This is a genomic window from Micromonospora wenchangensis (assembly GCF_002210435.1).
GTDB classification, from domain to species: domain Bacteria; phylum Actinomycetota; class Actinomycetes; order Mycobacteriales; family Micromonosporaceae; genus Micromonospora; species Micromonospora wenchangensis.
The window spans coordinates 155166-173928 of record NZ_MZMV01000008.1; the positions used below are offsets into that span (position 1 = coordinate 155166).

Sequence of the window (18763 nt, forward strand, 5' to 3'; positions counted from 1 at the left end):
CCCCATGGCCAGGCGGCCACACCGGGCCAGGCGGCCCCGGGTGGGTCAGATGACCTGGAGGGTGGTGCAGAGCCAGTTGCCCCGGTGGTGTTCGAGGCGCAGGGCCATCGCCCAGCTCCGGCCGCCGCCGGTGACCACGGCGGCCACCTCGACCGCCGTCGGGCGCGGCTGGCACACCCGTAGCCGGCGCAGGTGGACTGCGGGCCGGGTGGAGCGTCGGCGGACCGGCGGGGTGCGGGCGGCGGCGCGGGCGAGCTGCTCGGTCACCTCGACCGTACGCCCCGGCTCGACCAGGGCCCGGATCTGGCCGGGTGGCCGGTAGCCGTTGAGGATCTCCAGGCAGGTGCCGACGAAACGGTGGGCGGCCCGCGTCGCCTCGGGGGTGGTGGTGGCGGGCGGCGGCAGGGGCGGGGCGGCCGGGTGCCCGGGGCGGGGTCGGGGGTCGGGTCGGCGGCCGGTCGGTCGGCCGACGGCGGGCCGGCCCGTGCCGAACAGGTCGAGGGCTAGCTGTCCGGGTGGCCGGGGCCAGAGATCCGGGACCTCGTCGACGTACGGCGGGTCGGCGACGGGGGCCGGGCGTAACCGGATCGGCGGTCGGGTCGGCCCCGGACGGCGGGAGTCGGCCATCGCTGCCCCCTCGTTGTGTGCGTTTACCTTCGTTTGCTTACGACAGCGTCGATTGTCGGGCACGGCAACGCCCAGGGTCAATGCTCAGCGGGATGGTCCGGTCACTCCGGGTCGCGGTCGGTGAGCGGGTTGCCGCGTACCCACTCGGCGGTCTCGGCGTACTTGAGCTGGATGTACTCCTCCAGCCGGGCCCGCTCGACCCGCCACTGTCCCCGTCCACCGATCTTGATGGCGGGCAGCTCCCCGCTGCGTACCATGTGGTAGACCTGCGAGTCCGACACGTTCAGCTCGGTGGCCACGTCGGAGAGCAGGAGAAACCTCGGCTCCACGGAAACCCCTCGGCTTGGCGTCGTTCGGCCCAGTTTGCCACCGACAGCCTTCCCCGCCCAGCACCGCCCGCCGACGGGTGCGGCGGCTTCCCCCGGGGCGGTGCGCGGTGTATGACGGTCTGGACGTACGGCATGATCGGCGTTCGGGGCGGCCACCCGCCGTCCCGGTGAGCGGAGACGACCAGGGGAGACGACGGTGGGCGACGAGCTGGTCCGGGTGTACGTGCCGGCGACCGTGCCGATGCTGGCCCTGCTGCGGGAGCGGGGACTGCCGGCCAGCGGCGGCCACGCGGTCACCCCCGCCCTGCGCGAGTGGTACGCCGAGGGCGACGAGGAGGAACTGGAGTACGTAGCCTTCACCCGGGCCGCCCAGGACGCCCTGCAACTGCTGCGGGAGGACGCCGACGCACCCCGCCGCCGGGTGGTCGTGTCGGTGGACCTGCCCGCCGGGGCCGTCGGCCGGGGTGACGGCGAGCTGGGCTCCAGCGTGGTGGACCTCGACGGGCCGCTGCCGGCGTCGGCGGTGGCCGCGCTGCACGTGGACGGGGCCGAAGCGGTCGGGGACGTGGCCGCCGCCGTGGACGTGGTGGCCGAGGCGCTCGCCGGTGACCCGGACGCCCAGTTCACGGTCGACGGGGCCGAGGATCACGAGCTGGAGTGGTACGACCCGTCCGAGTGGGAGTTGCTGCTGCGCACCGCGTCCTGACCGGGGCCGGTTCAGTCCCCGGCGGGGTCCTCCGGGTCGTCGTCACGCGGGGCAGGGCCGAGGGTGCGGCCGAAGAGGACGACGGTGGTCAACGCGCCCACGAACAGCACCCAGATGCCGTTGTCGATCCGCGAGGTGCCCATGCTCGTCTGGGCCACCGCGTCCGCCTCGCTCAACGCGCCCGCCAGGTCCAGCAGGGTCCGCCCGCCGATCCGGATGATCACCTCGGTGAGCAGCAGGAGCAGGCCGGGCCCGGCCCCGGCGAGCAGGTAGGCGGGCCAGCGCGGGGCCGTGGCGTCCGGCGCGTGCCGGACGGCCCGGCGGCGGGCCCAGGTGAGGTAGCCGAAGGCGAGCAGCCCGGCCACCAGCCCGCCGAGCAGCGACTCGGTGCGGGAGACCCACTTCGCGGCACCGACCAGCGACGCCTGGGAGTCACCGGCCCCGAACAGGTCGAACAGCGGGTCCCGGGCCTGGCTGAACAGCACCACGAACAGCAGCGTGCCCAGGGTGGCGGTGACCACCGCGCCGACCGGGGCCGGGGTACGCGCACCCGCGAGCGCCCCACCGATGATGGCCGCCGCCGCGCTGGTGCCGGCGATGGTGTTGGTGGTGGCGTTGTCGGCGTACGTCAGGTTGATCGCCAGCGCGGTGCCCAGCCCGACCAGCATGCCGGCCCCGATCGCCGCCGCGAAGCGCAGCGCGGCCCGGTCGCCGAGCCGGCGGGCGGTCAGCTCGCTCGCGGCCAGCGCGACGGCCGCCCCGGCGACCAGGGCGGCGGAGATCACCCCGGGCAGGGCGAACGCGGACAGCGTGATCGCGGTGAGGCCGACCGCCGCCGAGTGGATCGCCTCCCGGGTGGACCACAGCATCGCCGCCAGCCAGCCGAGGGCCAGCACCGCCAGCACTGGCGTGCCCGGGGCGTACCCCGTGCGCCCGGCCGGCTGCTCCGGCGACCGGTCGATGGACTCGGCCGTCGAGCTGCCGGGCTGGTTGCTCATCGTCTCCCCTTCGACACGGCGCCACCCCGGCACCGGGACGGGCCCCTCGCGCGAACCAGCGTACGCGGGCGGGCCGGACCGCCCCGGGCTGGGCGTGGAGGGCCCCGGCCGGCCGGGGACGCGGCACCGCCGGCACCGACGCCCGGGCGTGCCGGGGGCGGCCGACCGGATCGGTCTCCCTGCTTTTCTTCGTCCGGATCGCGCTTCCGGTGGGGAATCGTCGCCGGGAATGGGGTGGCCGCCTCGTGATCCACGGCGTGGGGCGGGCGGGGCGTGGGCCTGCCGAGCCGGGCGTGGGAGAATCGCCGGAGGTCCCGCCGCCGCGAACAGCTACCCCGCGCGGTGTCCGGCGTCCGGCCGTCCGGTCGGTGCCTGCGGGTCCGATTTCGCCGCCGCTGTCGAGATCGCCCAGGAGCCTGTGATGGACGCCGTGTTCTCCGTACCCGAGCCGCGCAACGAGCCGGTACGCACCTACGAGCCGGGCAGCGCCGACCGGGAGCGGCTGGAGCGGCGGCTGACCGAGCTGGCCGCCGACCGGATCGACCTGCCGATGACCATCGCCGGTGAGCAGCGGATGGCCGGTGGTGACCCGATCGACGTCGTCCAGCCGCACCGGCACGCGCACGTGCTCGGGGTCACCGGTCACGCCACCCACGACGACGCCCGCGCCGCCGTGCGGGCCGCCAAGGACGCCGCGCCGATGTGGCGGGCGCTGCCGTTCGAGGAACGTGCCGCGGTCTTCCTGCGCGCCGCCGAGCTGCTGGCCGGGCCGTGGCGGGACACCCTCAACGCGGCCACCATGCTCGGCCAGTCCAAGACCGCGGTCCAGGCCGAGATCGACGCGGCCTGCGAGTTCATCGATTTCCTCCGGTTCAACGTGCACTTCGCCCGGGAGCTGCTGGCCGCCCAGCCGAACTCGTCGCCGGGGGTGTGGAACCGGTTCGACCACCGCCCGCTGGAGGGCTTCGTCTACGCGGTGACCCCGTTCAACTTCACCGCGATCGCCGGCAACCTGCCGTCCGCGCCGGCCCTGCTCGGCAACACCGTGGTCTGGAAGCCGGGCCCCACCCAGCAGTTCGCGGCGCACTTCACCATGCGGTTGTTCGAGGCGGCCGGCCTGCCTCCCGGCGTGATCAACATGGTCACCGGGCGGGGCGAGGAGGTCTCCGACGTGGTGCTCGCCGACCCCGACCTGGCCGGCATCCACTTCACCGGCTCCACCAAGGTCTTCCAGCAGCTGTGGCGCACGGTCGGCGAGAACATCGCCTCCTACCGGGGCTACCCCCGGCTGGTCGGCGAGACCGGCGGCAAGGACTTCGTCGTCGCGCACACCAGCGCCGACGTGGACGCCCTGCACACCGCGCTGATCCGGGGCGCCTACGAGTACCAGGGCCAGAAGTGCTCGGCCGCCTCACGGGCGTACGTGCCCCGGTCGCTGTGGGAGGGCGGGCTGCGGGACCGGCTGGCCGCCACCGCCGACGCGTTGACGTACGGCGACGTGACCGATTTCGCCAACTTCGGCGGTGCGGTGATCGACGCCCGCGCGTTCGACAGGCACACCGCCGCGCTGGAGCTGATCGGCGGGGACGACAGCTGCCGGGTGCTGGCCGGCGGCACCGCCGACGACTCGGTCGGGTGGTTCGTCCGGCCGACCCTGTTCGAGTGCGCCGACCCGGCCCACGAGACGTTCACCACCGAGTACTTCGGTCCGATCCTCGGCGTGCACGTCTTCGACGACGCCCGGTTCGACGACGTGGTCGCCCAGGCCGAGTCGATCGCCCCGTACGCGCTGACCGGGTCGGTCTTCGCCACCGACCGCCGGGTGATCGACACGGTGGCCGAGCGGATGCGGTACGCGGCCGGCAACTTCTATGTCAACGACAAGCCGACCGGGGCGGTGGTCGGGCAGCAGCCGTTCGGGGGTGCGCGGGCCAGCGGCACCAACGACAAGGCCGGCTCGTGGCACAACCTGGTCCGCTGGATGTCCCCCCGGACCATCAAGGAGACGTTCGTGCCGCCGACCGACCACACGTACCCGCACATGGGCTGAACCGGCGACGGCCGGCGGTGGCGTGCGACGACGTCCCCGCCGGCCGGGCCCGCCCGACCCGGCGACGGGGCCGGCGCACCCCCGGCGGTCGGGCCCGGGGCGGCGGTCGGGGGTGGTCCTGGGAGCACTGTCGTCGGCCGACAGTGCACATTGGAAATCCTCCCGGGTGGCAAATCCGGAAATCCTGGACGCCGGGACGGCAAAGTGGCAGCTTAGAGGGCATGGCGGATTCCGGAGTCAACCCCACCGCGGCGGCCCTGCTGGGTCTGTTGCACGAGGGGCCGATGACAGGTGGCCAACTGATGGCCGCCGCTGAGCGCCGACTGGCGCCGTACTGGTCGATGACACGCAGCCAGGTCTACCGTGAGTTGCCGGTGCTGGCTGAGCGTGGTTTCGTGCGGCTGGGCAAGCCCGGGCCGCGGATGAGTCAACCCTACGCGATAACCGCGGCCGGCAAGCGGACCTTCTCCCGCTGGCTGGCGGAGAATCCCGGTCGGGACACCATCCGCAACCCGATCGCCCTGCGGATCGCGTTCGGCAACCTGCACTCGGCCAGTCAGCTCAAGAACCTCTACGCCTCGGCGAACGAATACCACACCGAGGCCCTCGCCTACGTCCGGGAACAGGTCAAGACCGCCAAGAAGGAGGGCGACGAGTACGATGCCAGCGCGCTCGAGTTCGCCGTCGCCTACCACAAGGCCGCGCTGTCCTGGCTCAAGACCGCCCCGGTCGGCTGATCATCCGCCCTGGTAGGTGGTGTGACGTGAGCGGACCGCCGCACGCACAGTACGCTTGTCTGTCGTGACCGCTGCCGATTACGCCGAACAGCTCAAGGAACTCGACGCGACCCTGCGCAACATCGAGTCGGTGCTCGACCTCGACCGTCTGCGGGAGGAGAAGGCCCGGCTGGAGGAGCAGGCGTCCGCGCCGGATCTCTGGGACGACCAGGCCAAGGCACAGCAGGTGACCTCGCAGTTGTCGTACGTCAACGGCGAGATCAGCAAGCTGGGCAGCCTGCGTTCCGGGCTCGACGACGCCCGGGTGCTGCTGGAACTGGCCGAGGACGAGGCCGACTCCGGGGCGCTGGGCGAGGTCGAGTCCGAGATCGCCACGCTGACCAAGGCCATCCAGGAGATGGAGGTCCGCACCCTGCTCTCCGGCGAGTACGACTCCCGGGAGGCGCTGGTCGCCATCCGGGCGGGCGCCGGTGGGGTGGACGCGGCCGACTTCGCCGAGATGCTGCTGCGGATGTACCTGCGCTGGGCGGAGCGGCACGGCTACCCGACGGAGGTCTACGAGACCTCGTACGCCGAGGAGGCGGGCCTCAAGTCCGCCACCTTCACCGTCAAGGTGCCGTACGCCTACGGCACGCTCAGCGTCGAGTCGGGCACCCACCGGCTGGTCCGGATCAGCCCGTTCGACAACCAGGGCCGCCGGCAGACCAGCTTCGCCGGGGTGGAGGTGCTGCCGGTCACCGAGCAGACCGACCACATCGACATTCCGGAGAACGAGGTCCGGGTGGACGTCTACCGCTCCTCCGGGCCGGGTGGGCAGAGCGTCAACACCACCGACTCGGCGGTACGGCTCACCCACATCCCCACCGGCATCGTGGTGACCTGCCAGAACGAGAAGTCCCAGCTACAGAACAAGGCCTCCGCGATGCGGGTGCTCCAGTCCCGGCTGCTGGAGCGCAAGCGGCAGGAGGAGGAGGCGAAGCTGGCCGGCCTGAAGACCGGCAGCACCAGCTCCTGGGGCGACCAGATGCGCTCGTACGTCCTGCATCCTTATCAGATGGTGAAGGATCTGCGAACCGAGCAGGAGACCGGCAATCCGTCCTCGGTCTTCGACGGTGAGCTGGACAGCTTCATCGAAGCCGGTATCCGCTGGCGCAAGCAGCAGCAGCTCGCCAACGACGCTGCGTGATCGAGTGTGAACGGGGCGCGTCGTCGATGCCGGGTTGACCGGGCGAATCGATGACGCGCCCCGTATCGGCGGGGCGTGCCACTTGGCTCTGCGGTTACACCGCGTAGACTCACCACCCGTGATTCAGCTTGAGCAAGTGACGAAGACGTACCCGAAGGCGTCCCGGCCTTCGCTCGACAACGTGTCCGTCTCGATCGAGAAGGGCGAGTTCGTCTTCTTCATCGGGCCATCCGGCTCCGGCAAGTCCACGATCATCAAGATGCTGCTGCACGAGGTCGCCCCCAACAAGGGCCGGGTCATCGTCAACGGCAAGGACGTCACGTCGATGCGTTCCTGGAAGCGACCCCACTTCCGGCGCTCCATCGGCTGCGTCTTCCAGGACTTCCGGCTGCTGCCGAACCGCACCGCCTACGAGAACGTGGCGTTCGCCCTGGAGGTGATCGGCAAGACCAAGGCGGTGGCCCGCCGGGTCGTGCCCGAGGTGTTGGAGCTGGTCGGTCTCGGTGGCAAGGAGCACCGGTACCCGCACGAGCTGTCGGGTGGTGAGCAGCAGCGGGTCGCGGTGGCGCGGGCGTTCGTGAACCGTCCGCTGATCCTGCTGGCGGACGAGCCGACCGGAAACCTGGACCCGGACACCTCGATCGAGATCATGCGCCTGCTGGACCGGATCAACCGCACCGGCACGACCGTCGTGATGGTCACACACGACTCCAACATCGTGAACCAGATGCGCCGTCGCGTCGTCGAGATCGAAAGCGGCCGCATCGTGCGCGACCAGGCCCGCGGCGTCTACGGGTGAGCCGGCGCTCCACCCCTGCCGTACGACCTGACGACGAACACCTCACGCCGGAGAGCCGGAGGAACACCCGATGCGGATGAAGTACGTCCTGTCCGAGGTACTGGTCGGACTGTGGCGCAACGTCACCATGACCGTCGCGATGATCATCACGATGGCGGTCTCGCTGACCATGCTCGGCGCCAGTGGCCTGATGTACAAGCAGGTCGGCGACATGAAGGACCTCTACTACAAGAACGTCGAAGTCTCGATCTTCCTCAAGACCGACGTCACCGAGCAGCAGCGCACCGACCTCGACGCCAAGCTGAAGAGCGACCCCCTGGTCAAGGAGGTCCTCTACGTCAACAAGGACGAGGCGTACAAGACCTTCAAGGAGATGTACCAGGACGCGCCCGACCTGGTGAACGCCGTGAAGCCGGACCTGCTGCCCGAGTCGTTCCGGCTGAAGCTGGTCAACCCGGAGCAGTACAAGAACATCTACGACCAGTACCAGGGCACCGAGGGCGTCGACGTGATCGTCGACCAGAGCCGGCTGCTGGACAAGATCTTCAACGTGCTCACCGCGATCCAGAACATCGCGCTGGCCGCCGCCGTGGTGATGGCGATCGCCGCGCTGCTGCTGGTCGCGAACACCATCCAGGTGGCCGCGTACAGCAAGCGGCGTGAGGTCGCGGTCATGAAGCTGGTCGGCGCGTCGAACTGGTTCATCCAGGCGCCGTTCGTGCTGGAGGCGGTGGTCGCCGGCCTGATCGGCTCGGTGCTGGGCCTGATCGCGCTGATCGGGGCGAAGCAACTGCTGTTCAGCGGCTCGCTGAAGGCGCTGGAGGGGCTGCTCTCGCCCGTCCAGTGGTCGGACATCTTCCTGATGTTCCCGCTGATGGCCGGTGTCGGTGGCCTGATCAGCGCCGCCACCGCCTGGGTCACGCTCCGCTTCTACCTGCGGGTCTAGTCACCGCAGGGCTCTCCGTGAGGACCCTCCCGGGCCGGGAAGAAACGGCGCGGGAGGGTCCTTGTCGTTCGGGTAGCATGATCCCCGCTCACCGGCCGGGTGGTCGGTGCGCGTAGTGGAAGGGAGGTGGCGCCGGATGCCACGGGAGAAGGGCCGCAAGGTGGTCGCCTCCAACCGGAAGGCCCGCCACGACTACGCCATCCTCGACACGTACGAGGCGGGCATGGCGTTGACCGGCACCGAGGTCAAGTCGCTGCGTGCCGGGCGGGCGTCGCTGGTCGACGCCTTCGCCCAGGAACGCGACGGCGAGCTGTTCCTGCACGGGATGCACATTCCGGAGTACACCCAGGGCACCTGGACCAACCACGAGCCCCGGCGTACCCGCAAGCTGCTGCTCAAGCGGCTGGAGATCGACAAGTTGATCGGCAAGACCCGCGAGGGCGGCCTGACCATGGTCCCGTTGCAGGTCTACTTCTCCGACGGCTGGGCCAAGGTGGAGATCGCCCTGGCCAAGGGCAAGAAGTCGTACGACAAGCGGCAGGACCTCGCCAAGCGGGACGCCGACCGGGAGATCGCCCGGGTGTCCGGTCGCCGCGGCAAGGGGATGGACGACTGATTCGTCCCGTCTGTCCGGCTCGGCGCGCCGGGCCGGGGCTCGGGATGAAACCCGTTGCGGCAGGCGTTAGTCTGGACAGTGCCGCCACATCGGTGGCCCGTCGAGGGGGTGACTGGTTTCGACTTCGTACGCAGCGACAGGGGAAGCGAGCCGAGGAAGCCGACGTCGTCTCGAGAATCGGTCGTCGGAAACCAATAAGCGCCAAGCAAAATCGCGCTGACTTCGCTCTCGCCGCCTGAGGCGAGTAGTGAGTCTGTCGGCCTGGGAACGCCTTCGTCCCAGTTAGCCGGCATCAGCTAGAAGGCTGGCCAATCGGACCCGGTCGCGGGGTCCGTGCGGCGAGATCAATCAGCGACTGGGCCCGTCACACCAACTTGCTCGCGTGAGCGGTGGGGCCGAGTAGAGGCATAGCGAGCTGCGCTCGGAGAAGCCCTGACAAACCGGCGAAGGACCCGGGTTCGATTCCCGGCACCTCCACCACCTCGATGATGCGCCCCGGTCCCCGCGGACCGGGGCGCATCACTGTTCCCCCTCCCGGCACGCCGTGCCTTGCCCCGCCTTGCGCCCCGCCCCGCCTTGCCTTGCTCCGCCCCGCCTTGCCTCGTTGATCAAGAGGTTCGCGTCAGACCCGGCGCGGCGGATGACGCAAACCTCTTGATCACCCGGCCTTGACGCGTGGCGCGCGGTGATCAAGAGGTTTGCGTCAGAGTTGGAGATCAACTTGACGCAAACTTCTTGATCAACGGGGCGGGCCCGGGGAGATGGTCTCGATCAACGGGGCGGGCGGGGTGTGGTGCTGGGAGGGGAGGGAACCGGGAGGAGCGGGTGGGCGTCTCAGGGGGATGCGGCGACTCGTAGGGCTGACGTGGGGGTTGGGACTCCTGATGGCGGTGGGTGGGTGTGCGGCGGCCGGGTCGGTGCCCGGCAGCGCGGTGGACGGCAGTGCGGTGGACGGCGGGGCGGTCGGGGGTGATCCGGGGCGGCAGCGGGAGGCGTTCGACGAGCGGGCCGCCGAGGTCGCCGGGGCGTGGCGGCCCGGCCCCGAATGGTCGGGCGGGTACCTGCCGTTGCAGGACGCCACGGTGCTCACCGGTCAGCCCGGCTTCGACGCCGGCACCGAGGCGGCCTTCCGCGCCGGCTGGTACCGGGACCAGATCGCGCTGCCGACCGACGTACCCGCCGCCGGGGCGATCCGGTTCCCCGACGGGGCCCTGACCGTCCCGCTGATCAGCGCCGCCGAGGCGTACCGGCAGCTGGACCGGGGCGACCCGCCGCCGTGCGAGGGACGGCCCCGGGGACCACGGCCCGCCGAACCCACTGCCGGCACCCGGCCGGACGATCCCGTCTCCACCCAGGCCGCCTGCATCCCGCTCACGGTCACCGGGGTCACCCTGGGGACCGCCGAGGTGCGTACCAGCCGGGGGATCGCCGCCGTACCCGCCTGGATCTTCACCGTGGCGGAGCTGACCAGCCCGGTGGCCCGCCTGGCGGTGGCGCCCCGGGCGGTCACCGCCGCCCCGGGGCCGGTTACCCCGAACCGGCCCCTGCCGGCCGGGGTGGCCGGTGCCGACCAGCTCCGCCGGGTCGACGGGGCCCGGCTGACGTACACGGTCGGCATGGGGGCCTGCGACAGCGGACCCACTGCCCTGGTGCGGGAGAGCGACGACGTGGTGGTGGTCGGCGGCGGGGTGGTCCGGGGCACCGGGGAGTGCATCGAGCTGGCGGTGCTCAAGCCGGTCACCGTGACGTTGGCGGCCCCGCTCGGGAAACGCCCGGTGCTCGACGTCGCCACCGGCCGGGTGCTCACCCTCGCCGCCCACTGACCCGCCCGGCCTTCCGCCATACCCGGGCTCCCCGTCGGAGCGTCGCCCGTTGGCCGGTGATCAAGAGGTTTGCGTCACCTCGCGCGGGTGAAGATGACGCAAACCTCTTGATCAACGCGGACGGGAGCGGGCGCGCGGGGCGGGGCTGGAGGCGGCGCGGACGGGGGACGGAAGAGGTGCGGGGTCAGAGGAGGGTGGGGATCGTGGTGCTGATCGGGGTGGGGAGCACGGTGGGGACGTCGGCGCGTAACGCCTCGGTGAGCGCGTCAGCCAGGTCGGGCAGCGCGTCGACGACGCGGGTGGCGCAGCCGTAGCCCCGGGCGATGGCGGTGAGGTCCAGGCCCGGCAGGTCCAGTCCGGGCACCCCCGGGGTGGACTTCAGCTCGGCGAACGCCTTGAGGATGGCGTACTGCTGGTTCACCGGGACCAGCACGACCACCGGCAGCCGCAGCCGCGCGGCGGTCCACAACGCCTGCACGGAGTAGTGGAAGGAACCGTCCCCGATCACCGCGACCACCGGCCGGCCCCGCCCGGTGTCCCGCTCGGCGAGGGCGATGCCCACGGCGGCCGGCAGCCCGTAGCCGAGCCCGCCGCTGGCCATGGTGAAGTACGACGCCGGGCGGGTCACCGGGAGTCGACGACGCAGCGCGGCGAGGTTCGACGGTGACTCCTGTACCAGCACCCCGTCGGCCGGCCAGCAGGCGGCCAGCGCGGCGAAGAGCGCGTCCGCGTCGGGCGGGTCGCCGGTGCCTGGCGGTTCCGGCGTCGGGCGGGGCGTCGGCGTCGGCCGGTCGGCCGCCGGCAGCAGGTCCAGCAGCGCGGCCAGGGTCAGCCCGGCGTCACCGAGCAGGCTGTCGCCCACCGGAGCCCGCGCGGCCTCGTCCGCGTCGTCGGTGACGTGCAGCAGCCGGGCCCCGGGCGGCAGGTGGTCGCCGGGCACGTGCGGGTAGTAGCGGAACACCGGCGCGCCGACCACCAGCACCACGTCGTGCCCGGTGAGCTTCTCGGCCAGCGGGGCGATCGCGTACGGCAGCACCCCCCGGTAGTGCGGGTGGTGCTCCGGGAACGCGGCCCGCTCCGGCGCCGGCGCGGACCAGACCGGCGCGGCGAGCCGCTCGGCCACCGCCGCCGCCACCGGCCAGGCGGCGGCCCGGTCCACCGCCGCGCCGAGCACCAGCACCGGGTTGCGGGCGGCGGCGAGCAGCGCGGCGAACTCCCGCAGCCGACGCGGGTCGGGGGCGAACCGGGTGGCCACCGTCCGCACCTGCGGCGGCGGGTCCGCCGGCTGGTGCCAGTCGTCCAGCGGGAGGGAGAGGTAGACCGGGCCGCTCGGCGGTTGCGCCGCCGTGGCGTACGCCCGCATGAACGCCGCCGGGACGTCCTGCGCCCGCACCGGCTCGTGGCTCCACTTCACGTACGGCTGGGGCAGTTCGGTGGGGTGCCGGTTGGCCAGCCGGGGCTCCATCAGCAGCATCTCCCGGCTCTGCTGCCCGGCGGAGACGATCAGCGGCGTCCGGTTGTGCCAGGCGGTGACCAGGTTGCCCATGCCGTTGCCGGTGCCCGGGGCGGTGTGCAGGTTGACGTGCGCCGGCCGGCCGGTGGCCTGGGCGTACCCGTCGGCCATGGCGACCGCCGACGCCTCGTGCAGGGCGTGCACGTAGTGGAAGTCGGCCGGGAAGTCCTGGAGGAACGGCTCCTCGGTCGAGCCGGGGTTGCCGAAGACCGTGGTCAGGCCGAGGGCGCGGAGCAGGTCGTAGGTGGTCTCCCGGACGGTCGCCATCGCCCCCCGCCTCCGTGTCCCCGGCCCGTCCGGTGTCCACCGGGACCGGACCCCTGACCTGCCGAATCTATCGGGCGGCAGGCGGCGCTCCGCGCGCTTTGCCGGCGATTGCCCTGTCCGGGGGCGTGCCGGGCGCGCGTCGCGCCGGTCCGGGCCGTACGGCGACGGGTCAGGGCAGGGGGAACGGGGTGCGGATGCCGTCCAGCGCGTGCCCGCAGGGGCAGTCGCGGTCGGTGGGCAGGGCGGCCACCGCGTCCAGCAGCACGCCGCGCAGCCGGTCGGTGTTCTCGCCGAAGACCCGGAACACCTCCTCCTGGGTGACCGAGTCGCCCGCCTCCACCCCGGCGTCCAGGTCGGTGACCAGGGCGATGGAGGTGTAGCAGAGGGCCAGTTCGCGGGCGAGCACCGCCTCCGGGTGGCCTGTCATGTTGACCACCGTGCCGCCCATCGCGGCGTACCAGCGGGATTCCGCACGGGTGGAGAAGCGCGGCCCCTCGACCACCACGACCGTGCCGCCGTCGACCGCCGGCACGTCGCGCCCGGCCGCCGCGTCGAGCAGGGTACGCCGCCCCACCGGGCAGTACGGGTCGCCGAACGCCACGTGCACCGCGCCCTGGTCGTAGTAGGTCTGCACCCGGCCGCTGGTGCGGTCGATGAGCTGGTCGGGCACCACGAACGTGCCGGGGCCCAACTCGGGGCGCAGCCCGCCGACGGCACAGGGGGCGAGCACCTGGCGTACCCCGAGCGACCGCAGCGCCCACAGGTTCGCCCGGTACGGGATCAGGTGCGGGGGGTGGCGGTGATCACGCCCGTGCCGGGGCAGGAAGGCCACCGACCGGCCGCCCACGGTGGCGATGGTGAGCACGTCCGAGGGAGCGCCGTAGGGGGTCTCGACCTGGTGTTCTGTGGCGTCGTCGAGGAGCGCGTACAGCCCCGAACCGCCGATCACCGCGATGTCCGCCGTCGGACCCATCGATCCTCCCTCGACCGCCCTCGATCACCTGTCGGTCAGACCTTAGCCACCGCACCGGGTGCAGGCTATGGTGCCAGGCATGGCGGTGACAGCACAGATGGTCGGTGGTGCCCGGTTGTCGGCCCCGGGGCGCGGCTGACGATGTCCGAGACGCAGGGGGAGGGACCGGCGATCAGCGGTCGTGCCGTGGAGTCGATGACCGGGCGGCTGCTGGTCGCGACGCCGGCCCTCAAGGACCCGAACTTCGATCGTACGGTGGTGCTGCTGGTCGCCCACGAGGCCAACGGGGCGCTCGGGGTGGTGCTCAACCGGGCCACCGAGGTGGCCGTCGCGGACGTCCTCGGCGAGTGGAGCGATCTCGCCCGGCACCCGGCGGTGCTCTTCGAGGGCGGCCCGGTGCAGCCGGAGTCGGCGATCTGTCTGGCCCGGATGCGTCATCCGATGCGCCGGCTGAAGGGTTTCCAGCCGATCTCCGGCGCGGTCGGCACCGTCGACCTGTCCTCCGATCCGGAGCGGATGCGCGACAGCATCGGCGGCATCCGGGTGTTCGCCGGCTACTCCGGCTGGGGGTCCGGGCAGCTCGAGCAGGAGATCGAGGACGGCTCCTGGTTCGTGCTCGACGCGCTGCCCGGTGACGCCTTCGTCGACCGCCCGGACGACCTGTGGCCGATGGTGCTGCGCCGGCAGGGCGGCATGATGGCGGCGGTCGCGCACTTCCCGCCGGACGTGGCGTTGAACTGATCCGCCGGGGACCCCCGCGAGATGACCATGCTCGGCCGCGTGTGTATAGTTCTCTCCGTGCCCGGGAGACCGGGGACGACCGCAAGGGGCCGTGGCGCAGCTGGTAGCGCACCACACTGGCAGTGTGGGGGTCAGGGGTTCGAGTCCCCTCGGCTCCACCCTTGAGCAAACAGATCAGCGGCCTGGTCGAGCATCGACCGGGCCGCTTTTCCGTGTCCGCCCCCGGCCCTAACGACGCCGTCGGCCGGGCACGCCGAGTCGACGGTAAGGCTGACGACCTCGGCCCACCCCGGCGTCGGCTGGGGTTGGTGGCGCGGGGTGGCCGGTGTCGTGCTGAGTCCGTCCGTACCGGGCCGGCCGCCCGCGCGCTGGGGTGTGGGGACCGGCCCACCTGCCCGGCTGGGGTTGCGGGGGTGGGCGGGTCTCCTGCGCCGGGGCCGGCTGCGACGGCGGAGGGGCCGTCACGGGTACGGGCGACGGCTGCCGCAGCTTCCGGGGTGCTGGGGTCACCGCCGACGGGCGGCTCCGCCACGGGGTGGACAGGAGCGGCCGACGCGGACGGTGTAACCGGATCTGGGCAGGGTGCGCCGGGGCGCGGAGCTGCCGATCAGAACGGAACGAGGGCCTTGCCCGCGCCGGTGCCGGGGCGGATGGCGGGGAACTCCGGTCCCTTCCAGTGGCCGATCGGCGCGCGGGTGATGGCGGGAACGGCCGCGACGGGCTCTTCCACGCTCATGTCCACTCCCGGGGGCCGACGGCATCTGGTGGAGAAGCTAGCCGCCGCTTCCGGCCCGGTCAACCAGGGGAGACGCATCGTTACCTGCGCGTTCGCCGGGCCGACCGGCGTGCCGACGGTCAGCCGGTGACGCAATGCGAGATAACATTCCGCATCTTGACAGGGGTTTTCGGGCCCCGTACCTTCGCTGCAAGTCGGCGAGGCGTCAGGGTGCTGCTGGGGTGCAGCCCGACCGCCCGAACCGACCGTGACCAGCGTTGCCCGGCCATGCCGTGACGCCGTCTGCGGTTCTCGCGGCCCTGATTGATCCCCTTGATCCGGCAATTCAGGCATTCAGCACCATCACCAGTCGATGCAGTTCGCGTCGGACCCGCGCCGCAGCAGCCAGGCGGCCGTATCCGTCGCGGCGGAGCCGTCCCTTCGTATCCACCGAACGCCCTCATCCCCGTCACCGGCCACGCCGGCGGTGGGAGACGTCGGGGGCACGCGCGAAGCACATAGGAGCATCACGATGAACACACGACGTACCGGTGCGCTGGTCGCCCTCGCCGCGCTGCTCTTCACGAGCGCCTGCGGCGGGGCCGAAGGCGCTGCGGACAACGCGGACGGCACCACGAAGGTCTCCGTCACGACGTTCGGCTGCGAAATCTGGAACACCTGGGCGATCGGGAAGGGCGTCTACGGCAAGCACCGCCTCGACGTCGAACTGGTCCGCTCCGGGGGCGGCTCGGCGGCGGTCGCCGCGGTCCTGTCCGGGGCGGCCGACTTCGGCTACGTCAACGGCTACACCGCGATCAACGCCTACAACACCGGCTTCCCGATCCAGATGGTGTCCGGAGTGAACGTCAACGCGCTGCCGCCGGCCAAGCCCGCGCAGGGCGTCTTCGTCGGCAAGGACTCCCCGATCAAGGCGGCCGCCGACCTCGCCGGCAAGAAGATCGCGGTCAACGAGATCAACGGCATCAACCAGATCGTCACCGCGAGCTGGCTGAAGGCCAACGGCGTCGCCCCGGAGAGCGTCAGCTTCGTGGCGCTGCCCTTCGCCGAGCAGGTCCCCGCCGTGCTCAGTGGACGGGTCGACGCCGCGCAACTGGGCTACTCGCTGCTGGGCAACAACAACGACAAGGTACGCAGCCTCGCCGACCCCTTCGCCAGCAGCGACAAGATCTACATCGCGACCTACGTCGCCGCCAAGAGCTTCGTCGGCAAGGGCGACGCCGCCAAGCGCTTCCACGAGGCGATCACCGAGACCGCGCAGCAGCTCAGCGACCCGGCCAACACCGACGAGGCGTTCCGGTTGCTCTCCGAGTGCCAGAAGGTGCCGGCGGAGACCCTCGCCGCCCAACCGCAGAACGCCCTCGAAGCGGACGTCGACGTCGCCGCGCTGGACCGGATGGCCCAGCAGATGGTCGACCTGAAGATGCTCCCGAAGAAGCCCGACCTGGGGCCCTTCGTCACCGACTTCGCGCGGTCCTGACCTGTCCTGTCGTCCCGGTAGGCGGGCCACCATGAGGGGAGAGGACGTGACATGGCGTCGGACGTCCACGTGATTGACCAGGTCGAGGCGGACGCCCGGCCCACCGGAGGGCCCGTCGCGGCCCGCCGGTGGGGCCCCACACCCGACTGGGTGCTGGGAGTGGCGGGCGTGGTGACCATGTTCGTGCTGTGGGACCTGGTGGTCCGGGCCGGGGCGGTCTCGGTGGACTCCCTGCCGTACCCGGTGGACACCCTGCGACGGGCCGGCGAACTGCTCGTCGACGTGACGTTCCTGACCGAGGTGGCGCAGACCCTGTGGGCGTGGCTGCTCGCCATGCTCGCCGCCAGCGCCGTCGGCATCCCGCTGGGGCTGACGCTTGGCTACTTCTCCGCCCTCTACCGGCCGTCGTCCTCGGTGGTGCACGCCGGCCGGTCGATCCCCTCCTCGGCGTTCCTGCCGATCGCCATCCTGATGTTCGGCCTGGGCACCCAGATGAAGGTGTCCCTGGCGATCTACGCGATCTTCTGGCCGATCCTGCTCAACGCGATGTACGGCGTCCGCGACACCGAACCGCTGATGCTGGCCACCGGGCGCAGCATGGGCTGGACGCGTACCCGGCTGCTGACCCGGGTGGTGCTGCCGTCGGCGGCCCCGTCCATCGCCACCGGGCTGCGGGTGGCCAGCTCGACGGCGCTCATCGTGGTGCTCTCCGCCGAACTGCTCGGCGCCACCAACGGGGTGGGAACGGTGATCACCACGTACCAGCAGGCGCAGCGACCCGACTTCGTCTACGCGGGCATCCTGCTCGTCGGCCTGCTCGGGATGGGCCTCTACTACGGCTTCAACCTGGTCGAACGCCTGGTGGTGCCGTGGGGCCAGGCACAGCGGGAGGGTGGGCGATGAGCGGGCAGGGACTGGGCCGGCCGGTGGTCACGTCGGCGCTGGCGGTGGGACGCGGGGTACGGTCGCTGTGGCTGCTCGCCCTGCTGCTGGTGGTGTGGGAGGTCGCCGCCCGGATGGTGGGCTCCCTGTTCGTACCGCCGGTGTCGCAGATCTTCGGAGCGTTCGTCGACACCTGGCTGTCCGCCTCGCCGTCGTCGCTGTTCCTCAGTTCCCAGTTCCGGGCCGACGTCCTGCCGAGCCTCGTCCGGCTCGGTCTGGGCTACGGCGCGGCGACGGTGCTCGGCGTCGGTCTCGGCATCCTGATCGGGGTGTGGCGGCCGGCCGGCGCGTTCTTCAACCCGCTGATCCGGCTGGGCATGTCGGTGCCGGTCACCGCCCTGCTGCCCATCGCCATCGTGCTGTTCGGCATCACCAGCGGGATGAACGTCTTCCTCATCGCGCTGGGCTGCCTCTGGCCGATCCTGATCAACACGTACGACGGTGTCCGGGGCATCGACCGGACGGTGGTCACCGCCGCCCGGAGCCTGCGACTGACCCGGCGTCGCTACTTCTTGCGGGTGCTGCTGCCCGGCGCCAGCCCCGCCATCTTCGCGGGGATGCGGATCAGCATCGGCATCGCGCTGGTCCTGATGGTGATCTCCGAGCTGTACGCCGCCACCGCCGGCCTCGGGTTCTACATCGTGAGCCAGCAGCGGCTGTTCCAGTTCCCGCAGCTGTGGTCGGCGATCGTCCTGCTGGCGCTGCTGGGCATCCTCTTCAACGCCGTCTTCGCCCTGGTCGAGCGGGTGCTGCTGCGGTGGCACCGCAACGTGCGCCCCGACAGCGCGGAAAGCCACTGACCCGACACCACGTAGGAGCCCCGGATGAACCCCGTGACGACCCGACCGCACCAGCCCGGTGCCGCCCTCGACACCCCCGTGCTCGACGTGCAGGAGTTGAGCAAGTCCTACCGGTCCCGCAAGGGCGACGTGCCCGCCGTACGCAGCATCGAGTTCGCCGTCCACGCCGGCCAGTTCGTGTCGGTGGTGGGGCCCTCCGGCTGCGGCAAGACCACCCTGATGATGTGCATCGCCGGGCTGCTGCCCATCTCCGGCGGCGCGGTCATGTTCCGGGGAGAACGCATGTCCGGCCCCCGCGACGGCGTGGCGGTCGTCTTCCAGGACTACAGCCGCTCGCTGTTCCCCTGGTTGACCGTCGAGAAGAACGTCGCCCTCCCGCTGCGCGACCGGGGCCTGCCCCGCACCGAGATCCGGCAGCGGGTGCAGGAGTCGCTGGAGATGGTGGGCCTGGCCCACGCCGCCGGGTTGCACCCGTGGCAGCTCTCCGGCGGCATGCA

General features: G+C 71.7%; 19 protein-coding genes, 1 tRNA gene and 1 other RNA gene. 15 read left to right on the forward strand and 6 right to left on the reverse strand.

Going from position 1 to position 18763, the window contains the following annotated elements:
- Positions 1-45 precede the first annotated feature (45 nt).
- Positions 46-627, reverse strand: coding sequence for an Rv3235 family protein (locus tag B5D80_RS07080; protein ID WP_088642971.1), 582 nt, complete (start codon positions 625-627; stop codon positions 46-48).
- Positions 628-728: 101 nt separating this feature from the next.
- Entirely contained in the window at positions 729-956 is a 228-nt protein-coding gene (locus B5D80_RS07085; RefSeq protein WP_088642972.1) for a helix-turn-helix domain-containing protein, read from the reverse strand.
- A gap of 196 nt (positions 957-1152) precedes the next feature.
- On the opposite strand from B5D80_RS07085, the gene B5D80_RS07090 reads away from it, so the two are divergent.
- Complete coding sequence (locus B5D80_RS07090; protein ID WP_088642973.1) at positions 1153-1662, forward strand: DUF6912 family protein; 510 nt, start codon at positions 1153-1155, stop codon at positions 1660-1662.
- An 11-nt stretch (positions 1663-1673) separates the two neighbouring features.
- Here the strand turns inward: B5D80_RS07090 and B5D80_RS07095 are convergent, their stop codons facing one another.
- Positions 1674-2660: a hypothetical protein gene (locus B5D80_RS07095; protein ID WP_088642974.1), complete on the reverse strand. Its 987-nt coding sequence runs from the start codon at positions 2658-2660 to the stop codon at positions 1674-1676.
- A 421-nt stretch (positions 2661-3081) separates the two neighbouring features.
- Here B5D80_RS07095 and pruA point away from each other — a divergent pair, with 421 nt between their 5' ends.
- The 8 genes from pruA to B5D80_RS07135 all read left to right on the forward strand — a co-directional run bounded on the left by pruA (position 3082) and on the right by B5D80_RS07135 (position 10817).
- Positions 3082-4710: an L-glutamate gamma-semialdehyde dehydrogenase gene (gene pruA / locus B5D80_RS07100; protein WP_088642975.1), complete on the forward strand. Its 1629-nt coding sequence runs from the start codon at positions 3082-3084 to the stop codon at positions 4708-4710.
- 221 nt (positions 4711-4931) lie between these two features.
- Complete coding sequence (locus tag B5D80_RS07105) at positions 4932-5447, forward strand: PadR family transcriptional regulator (protein ID WP_067306179.1); 516 nt, start codon at positions 4932-4934, stop codon at positions 5445-5447.
- 64 nt (positions 5448-5511) lie between these two features.
- Positions 5512-6633, forward strand: coding sequence for a peptide chain release factor 2 (gene prfB / locus B5D80_RS07110; RefSeq protein ID WP_088642976.1), 1122 nt, complete (start codon positions 5512-5514; stop codon positions 6631-6633).
- A gap of 118 nt (positions 6634-6751) precedes the next feature.
- The gene (gene ftsE, locus B5D80_RS07115) at positions 6752-7432 is read left to right on the forward strand and encodes a cell division ATP-binding protein FtsE (RefSeq protein WP_088642977.1); all 681 of its coding nucleotides are present in this window, start codon (positions 6752-6754) and stop codon (positions 7430-7432) included.
- A gap of 70 nt (positions 7433-7502) precedes the next feature.
- Entirely contained in the window at positions 7503-8378 is an 876-nt protein-coding gene (gene ftsX, locus B5D80_RS07120) for a permease-like cell division protein FtsX (RefSeq protein WP_088642978.1), read from the forward strand.
- A gap of 136 nt (positions 8379-8514) precedes the next feature.
- Complete coding sequence (gene smpB, locus B5D80_RS07125) at positions 8515-8994, forward strand: SsrA-binding protein SmpB (protein WP_067306250.1); 480 nt, start codon at positions 8515-8517, stop codon at positions 8992-8994.
- A 104-nt stretch (positions 8995-9098) separates the two neighbouring features.
- Positions 9099-9474: a transfer-messenger RNA gene (gene ssrA / locus B5D80_RS07130) on the forward strand.
- 362 nt (positions 9475-9836) lie between these two features.
- Entirely contained in the window at positions 9837-10817 is a 981-nt protein-coding gene (locus tag B5D80_RS07135; protein WP_088642979.1) for a hypothetical protein, read from the forward strand.
- 184 nt (positions 10818-11001) lie between these two features.
- On the opposite strand, the gene mdlC is transcribed toward B5D80_RS07135, so the two are convergent.
- Positions 11002-12597, reverse strand: coding sequence for a benzoylformate decarboxylase (mdlC, locus tag B5D80_RS07140; protein ID WP_088642980.1), 1596 nt, complete (start codon positions 12595-12597; stop codon positions 11002-11004).
- A gap of 169 nt (positions 12598-12766) precedes the next feature.
- Positions 12767-13570 (reverse strand): S-methyl-5'-thioadenosine phosphorylase, encoded by an 804-nt coding sequence (locus tag B5D80_RS07145; RefSeq protein WP_088642981.1) that lies wholly within the window; start codon positions 13568-13570, stop codon positions 12767-12769.
- Positions 13571-13711: 141 nt separating this feature from the next.
- On the opposite strand from B5D80_RS07145, the gene B5D80_RS07150 reads away from it, so the two are divergent.
- Together B5D80_RS07150 and B5D80_RS07155 are read left to right on the forward strand one after the other, a co-directional pair.
- Positions 13712-14311 carry a YqgE/AlgH family protein gene (locus B5D80_RS07150; RefSeq protein ID WP_088642982.1) on the forward strand — a complete coding sequence of 200 codons (600 nt, stop codon included), beginning with the start codon at positions 13712-13714 and terminating at the stop codon, positions 14309-14311.
- An 85-nt stretch (positions 14312-14396) separates the two neighbouring features.
- Positions 14397-14469: transfer RNA gene (locus B5D80_RS07155), tRNA-Ala, on the forward strand.
- 449 nt (positions 14470-14918) lie between these two features.
- Here the strand turns inward: B5D80_RS07155 and B5D80_RS34755 are convergent.
- Complete coding sequence (locus tag B5D80_RS34755; protein ID WP_255553766.1) at positions 14919-15047, reverse strand: hypothetical protein; 129 nt, start codon at positions 15045-15047, stop codon at positions 14919-14921.
- A 511-nt stretch (positions 15048-15558) separates the two neighbouring features.
- Between B5D80_RS34755 and B5D80_RS07160 the strand changes: the two genes are divergently transcribed.
- From B5D80_RS07160 to B5D80_RS07175, 4 genes are all read left to right on the forward strand, one after another.
- The gene (locus tag B5D80_RS07160) at positions 15559-16524 is read left to right on the forward strand and encodes an ABC transporter substrate-binding protein (protein ID WP_158224146.1); all 966 of its coding nucleotides are present in this window, start codon (positions 15559-15561) and stop codon (positions 16522-16524) included.
- A gap of 51 nt (positions 16525-16575) precedes the next feature.
- Positions 16576-17427, forward strand: a complete 852-nt coding sequence (locus tag B5D80_RS07165) for an ABC transporter permease (RefSeq protein ID WP_088642984.1) — start codon at positions 16576-16578, stop codon at positions 17425-17427.
- On the forward strand, positions 17424-18266 hold the full coding sequence (locus B5D80_RS07170) for an ABC transporter permease (RefSeq protein WP_088642985.1): 843 nt from the start codon (positions 17424-17426) through the stop codon (positions 18264-18266). The genes B5D80_RS07165 and B5D80_RS07170 overlap by 4 nt, the downstream gene beginning before the upstream one ends.
- 24 nt (positions 18267-18290) lie before the next feature.
- Positions 18291-18763: ABC transporter ATP-binding protein (locus B5D80_RS07175; protein ID WP_144081604.1), on the forward strand; the 473-nt coding region annotated here is incomplete at its 3' end.

What these genes read in the sequence shown, in the direction of transcription:
- B5D80_RS07105 (WP_067306179.1), top strand. Translation starts at nt 4,932, where the DNA reads ATGGCGGATTCCGGAGTCAACCCCACCGCGGCGGCCCTGCTGGGTCTG.
- smpB (WP_067306250.1), top strand. Translation starts at nt 8,515, where the DNA reads ATGCCACGGGAGAAGGGCCGCAAGGTGGTCGCCTCCAACCGGAAGGCC.
- B5D80_RS07135 (WP_088642979.1), top strand. Translation starts at nt 9,837, where the DNA reads ATGCGGCGACTCGTAGGGCTGACGTGGGGGTTGGGACTCCTGATGGCG.
- ftsX (WP_088642978.1), top strand. Translation starts at nt 7,503, where the DNA reads ATGCGGATGAAGTACGTCCTGTCCGAGGTACTGGTCGGACTGTGGCGC.
- B5D80_RS34755 (WP_255553766.1), bottom strand. Translation starts at nt 15,047, where the DNA reads ATGAGCGTGGAAGAGCCCGTCGCGGCCGTTCCCGCCATCACCCGCGCG.
- B5D80_RS07145 (WP_088642981.1), bottom strand. Translation starts at nt 13,570, where the DNA reads ATGGGTCCGACGGCGGACATCGCGGTGATCGGCGGTTCGGGGCTGTAC.
- pruA (WP_088642975.1), top strand. Translation starts at nt 3,082, where the DNA reads ATGGACGCCGTGTTCTCCGTACCCGAGCCGCGCAACGAGCCGGTACGC.
- B5D80_RS07160 (WP_158224146.1), top strand. Translation starts at nt 15,559, where the DNA reads ATGAACACACGACGTACCGGTGCGCTGGTCGCCCTCGCCGCGCTGCTC.
- B5D80_RS07080 (WP_088642971.1), bottom strand. Translation starts at nt 627, where the DNA reads ATGGCCGACTCCCGCCGTCCGGGGCCGACCCGACCGCCGATCCGGTTA.
- B5D80_RS07150 (WP_088642982.1), top strand. Translation starts at nt 13,712, where the DNA reads ATGTCCGAGACGCAGGGGGAGGGACCGGCGATCAGCGGTCGTGCCGTG.
- B5D80_RS07165 (WP_088642984.1), top strand. Translation starts at nt 16,576, where the DNA reads ATGGCGTCGGACGTCCACGTGATTGACCAGGTCGAGGCGGACGCCCGG.
- mdlC (WP_088642980.1), bottom strand. Translation starts at nt 12,597, where the DNA reads ATGGCGACCGTCCGGGAGACCACCTACGACCTGCTCCGCGCCCTCGGC.
- B5D80_RS07095 (WP_088642974.1), bottom strand. Translation starts at nt 2,660, where the DNA reads ATGAGCAACCAGCCCGGCAGCTCGACGGCCGAGTCCATCGACCGGTCG.
- B5D80_RS07170 (WP_088642985.1), top strand. Translation starts at nt 17,424, where the DNA reads ATGAGCGGGCAGGGACTGGGCCGGCCGGTGGTCACGTCGGCGCTGGCG.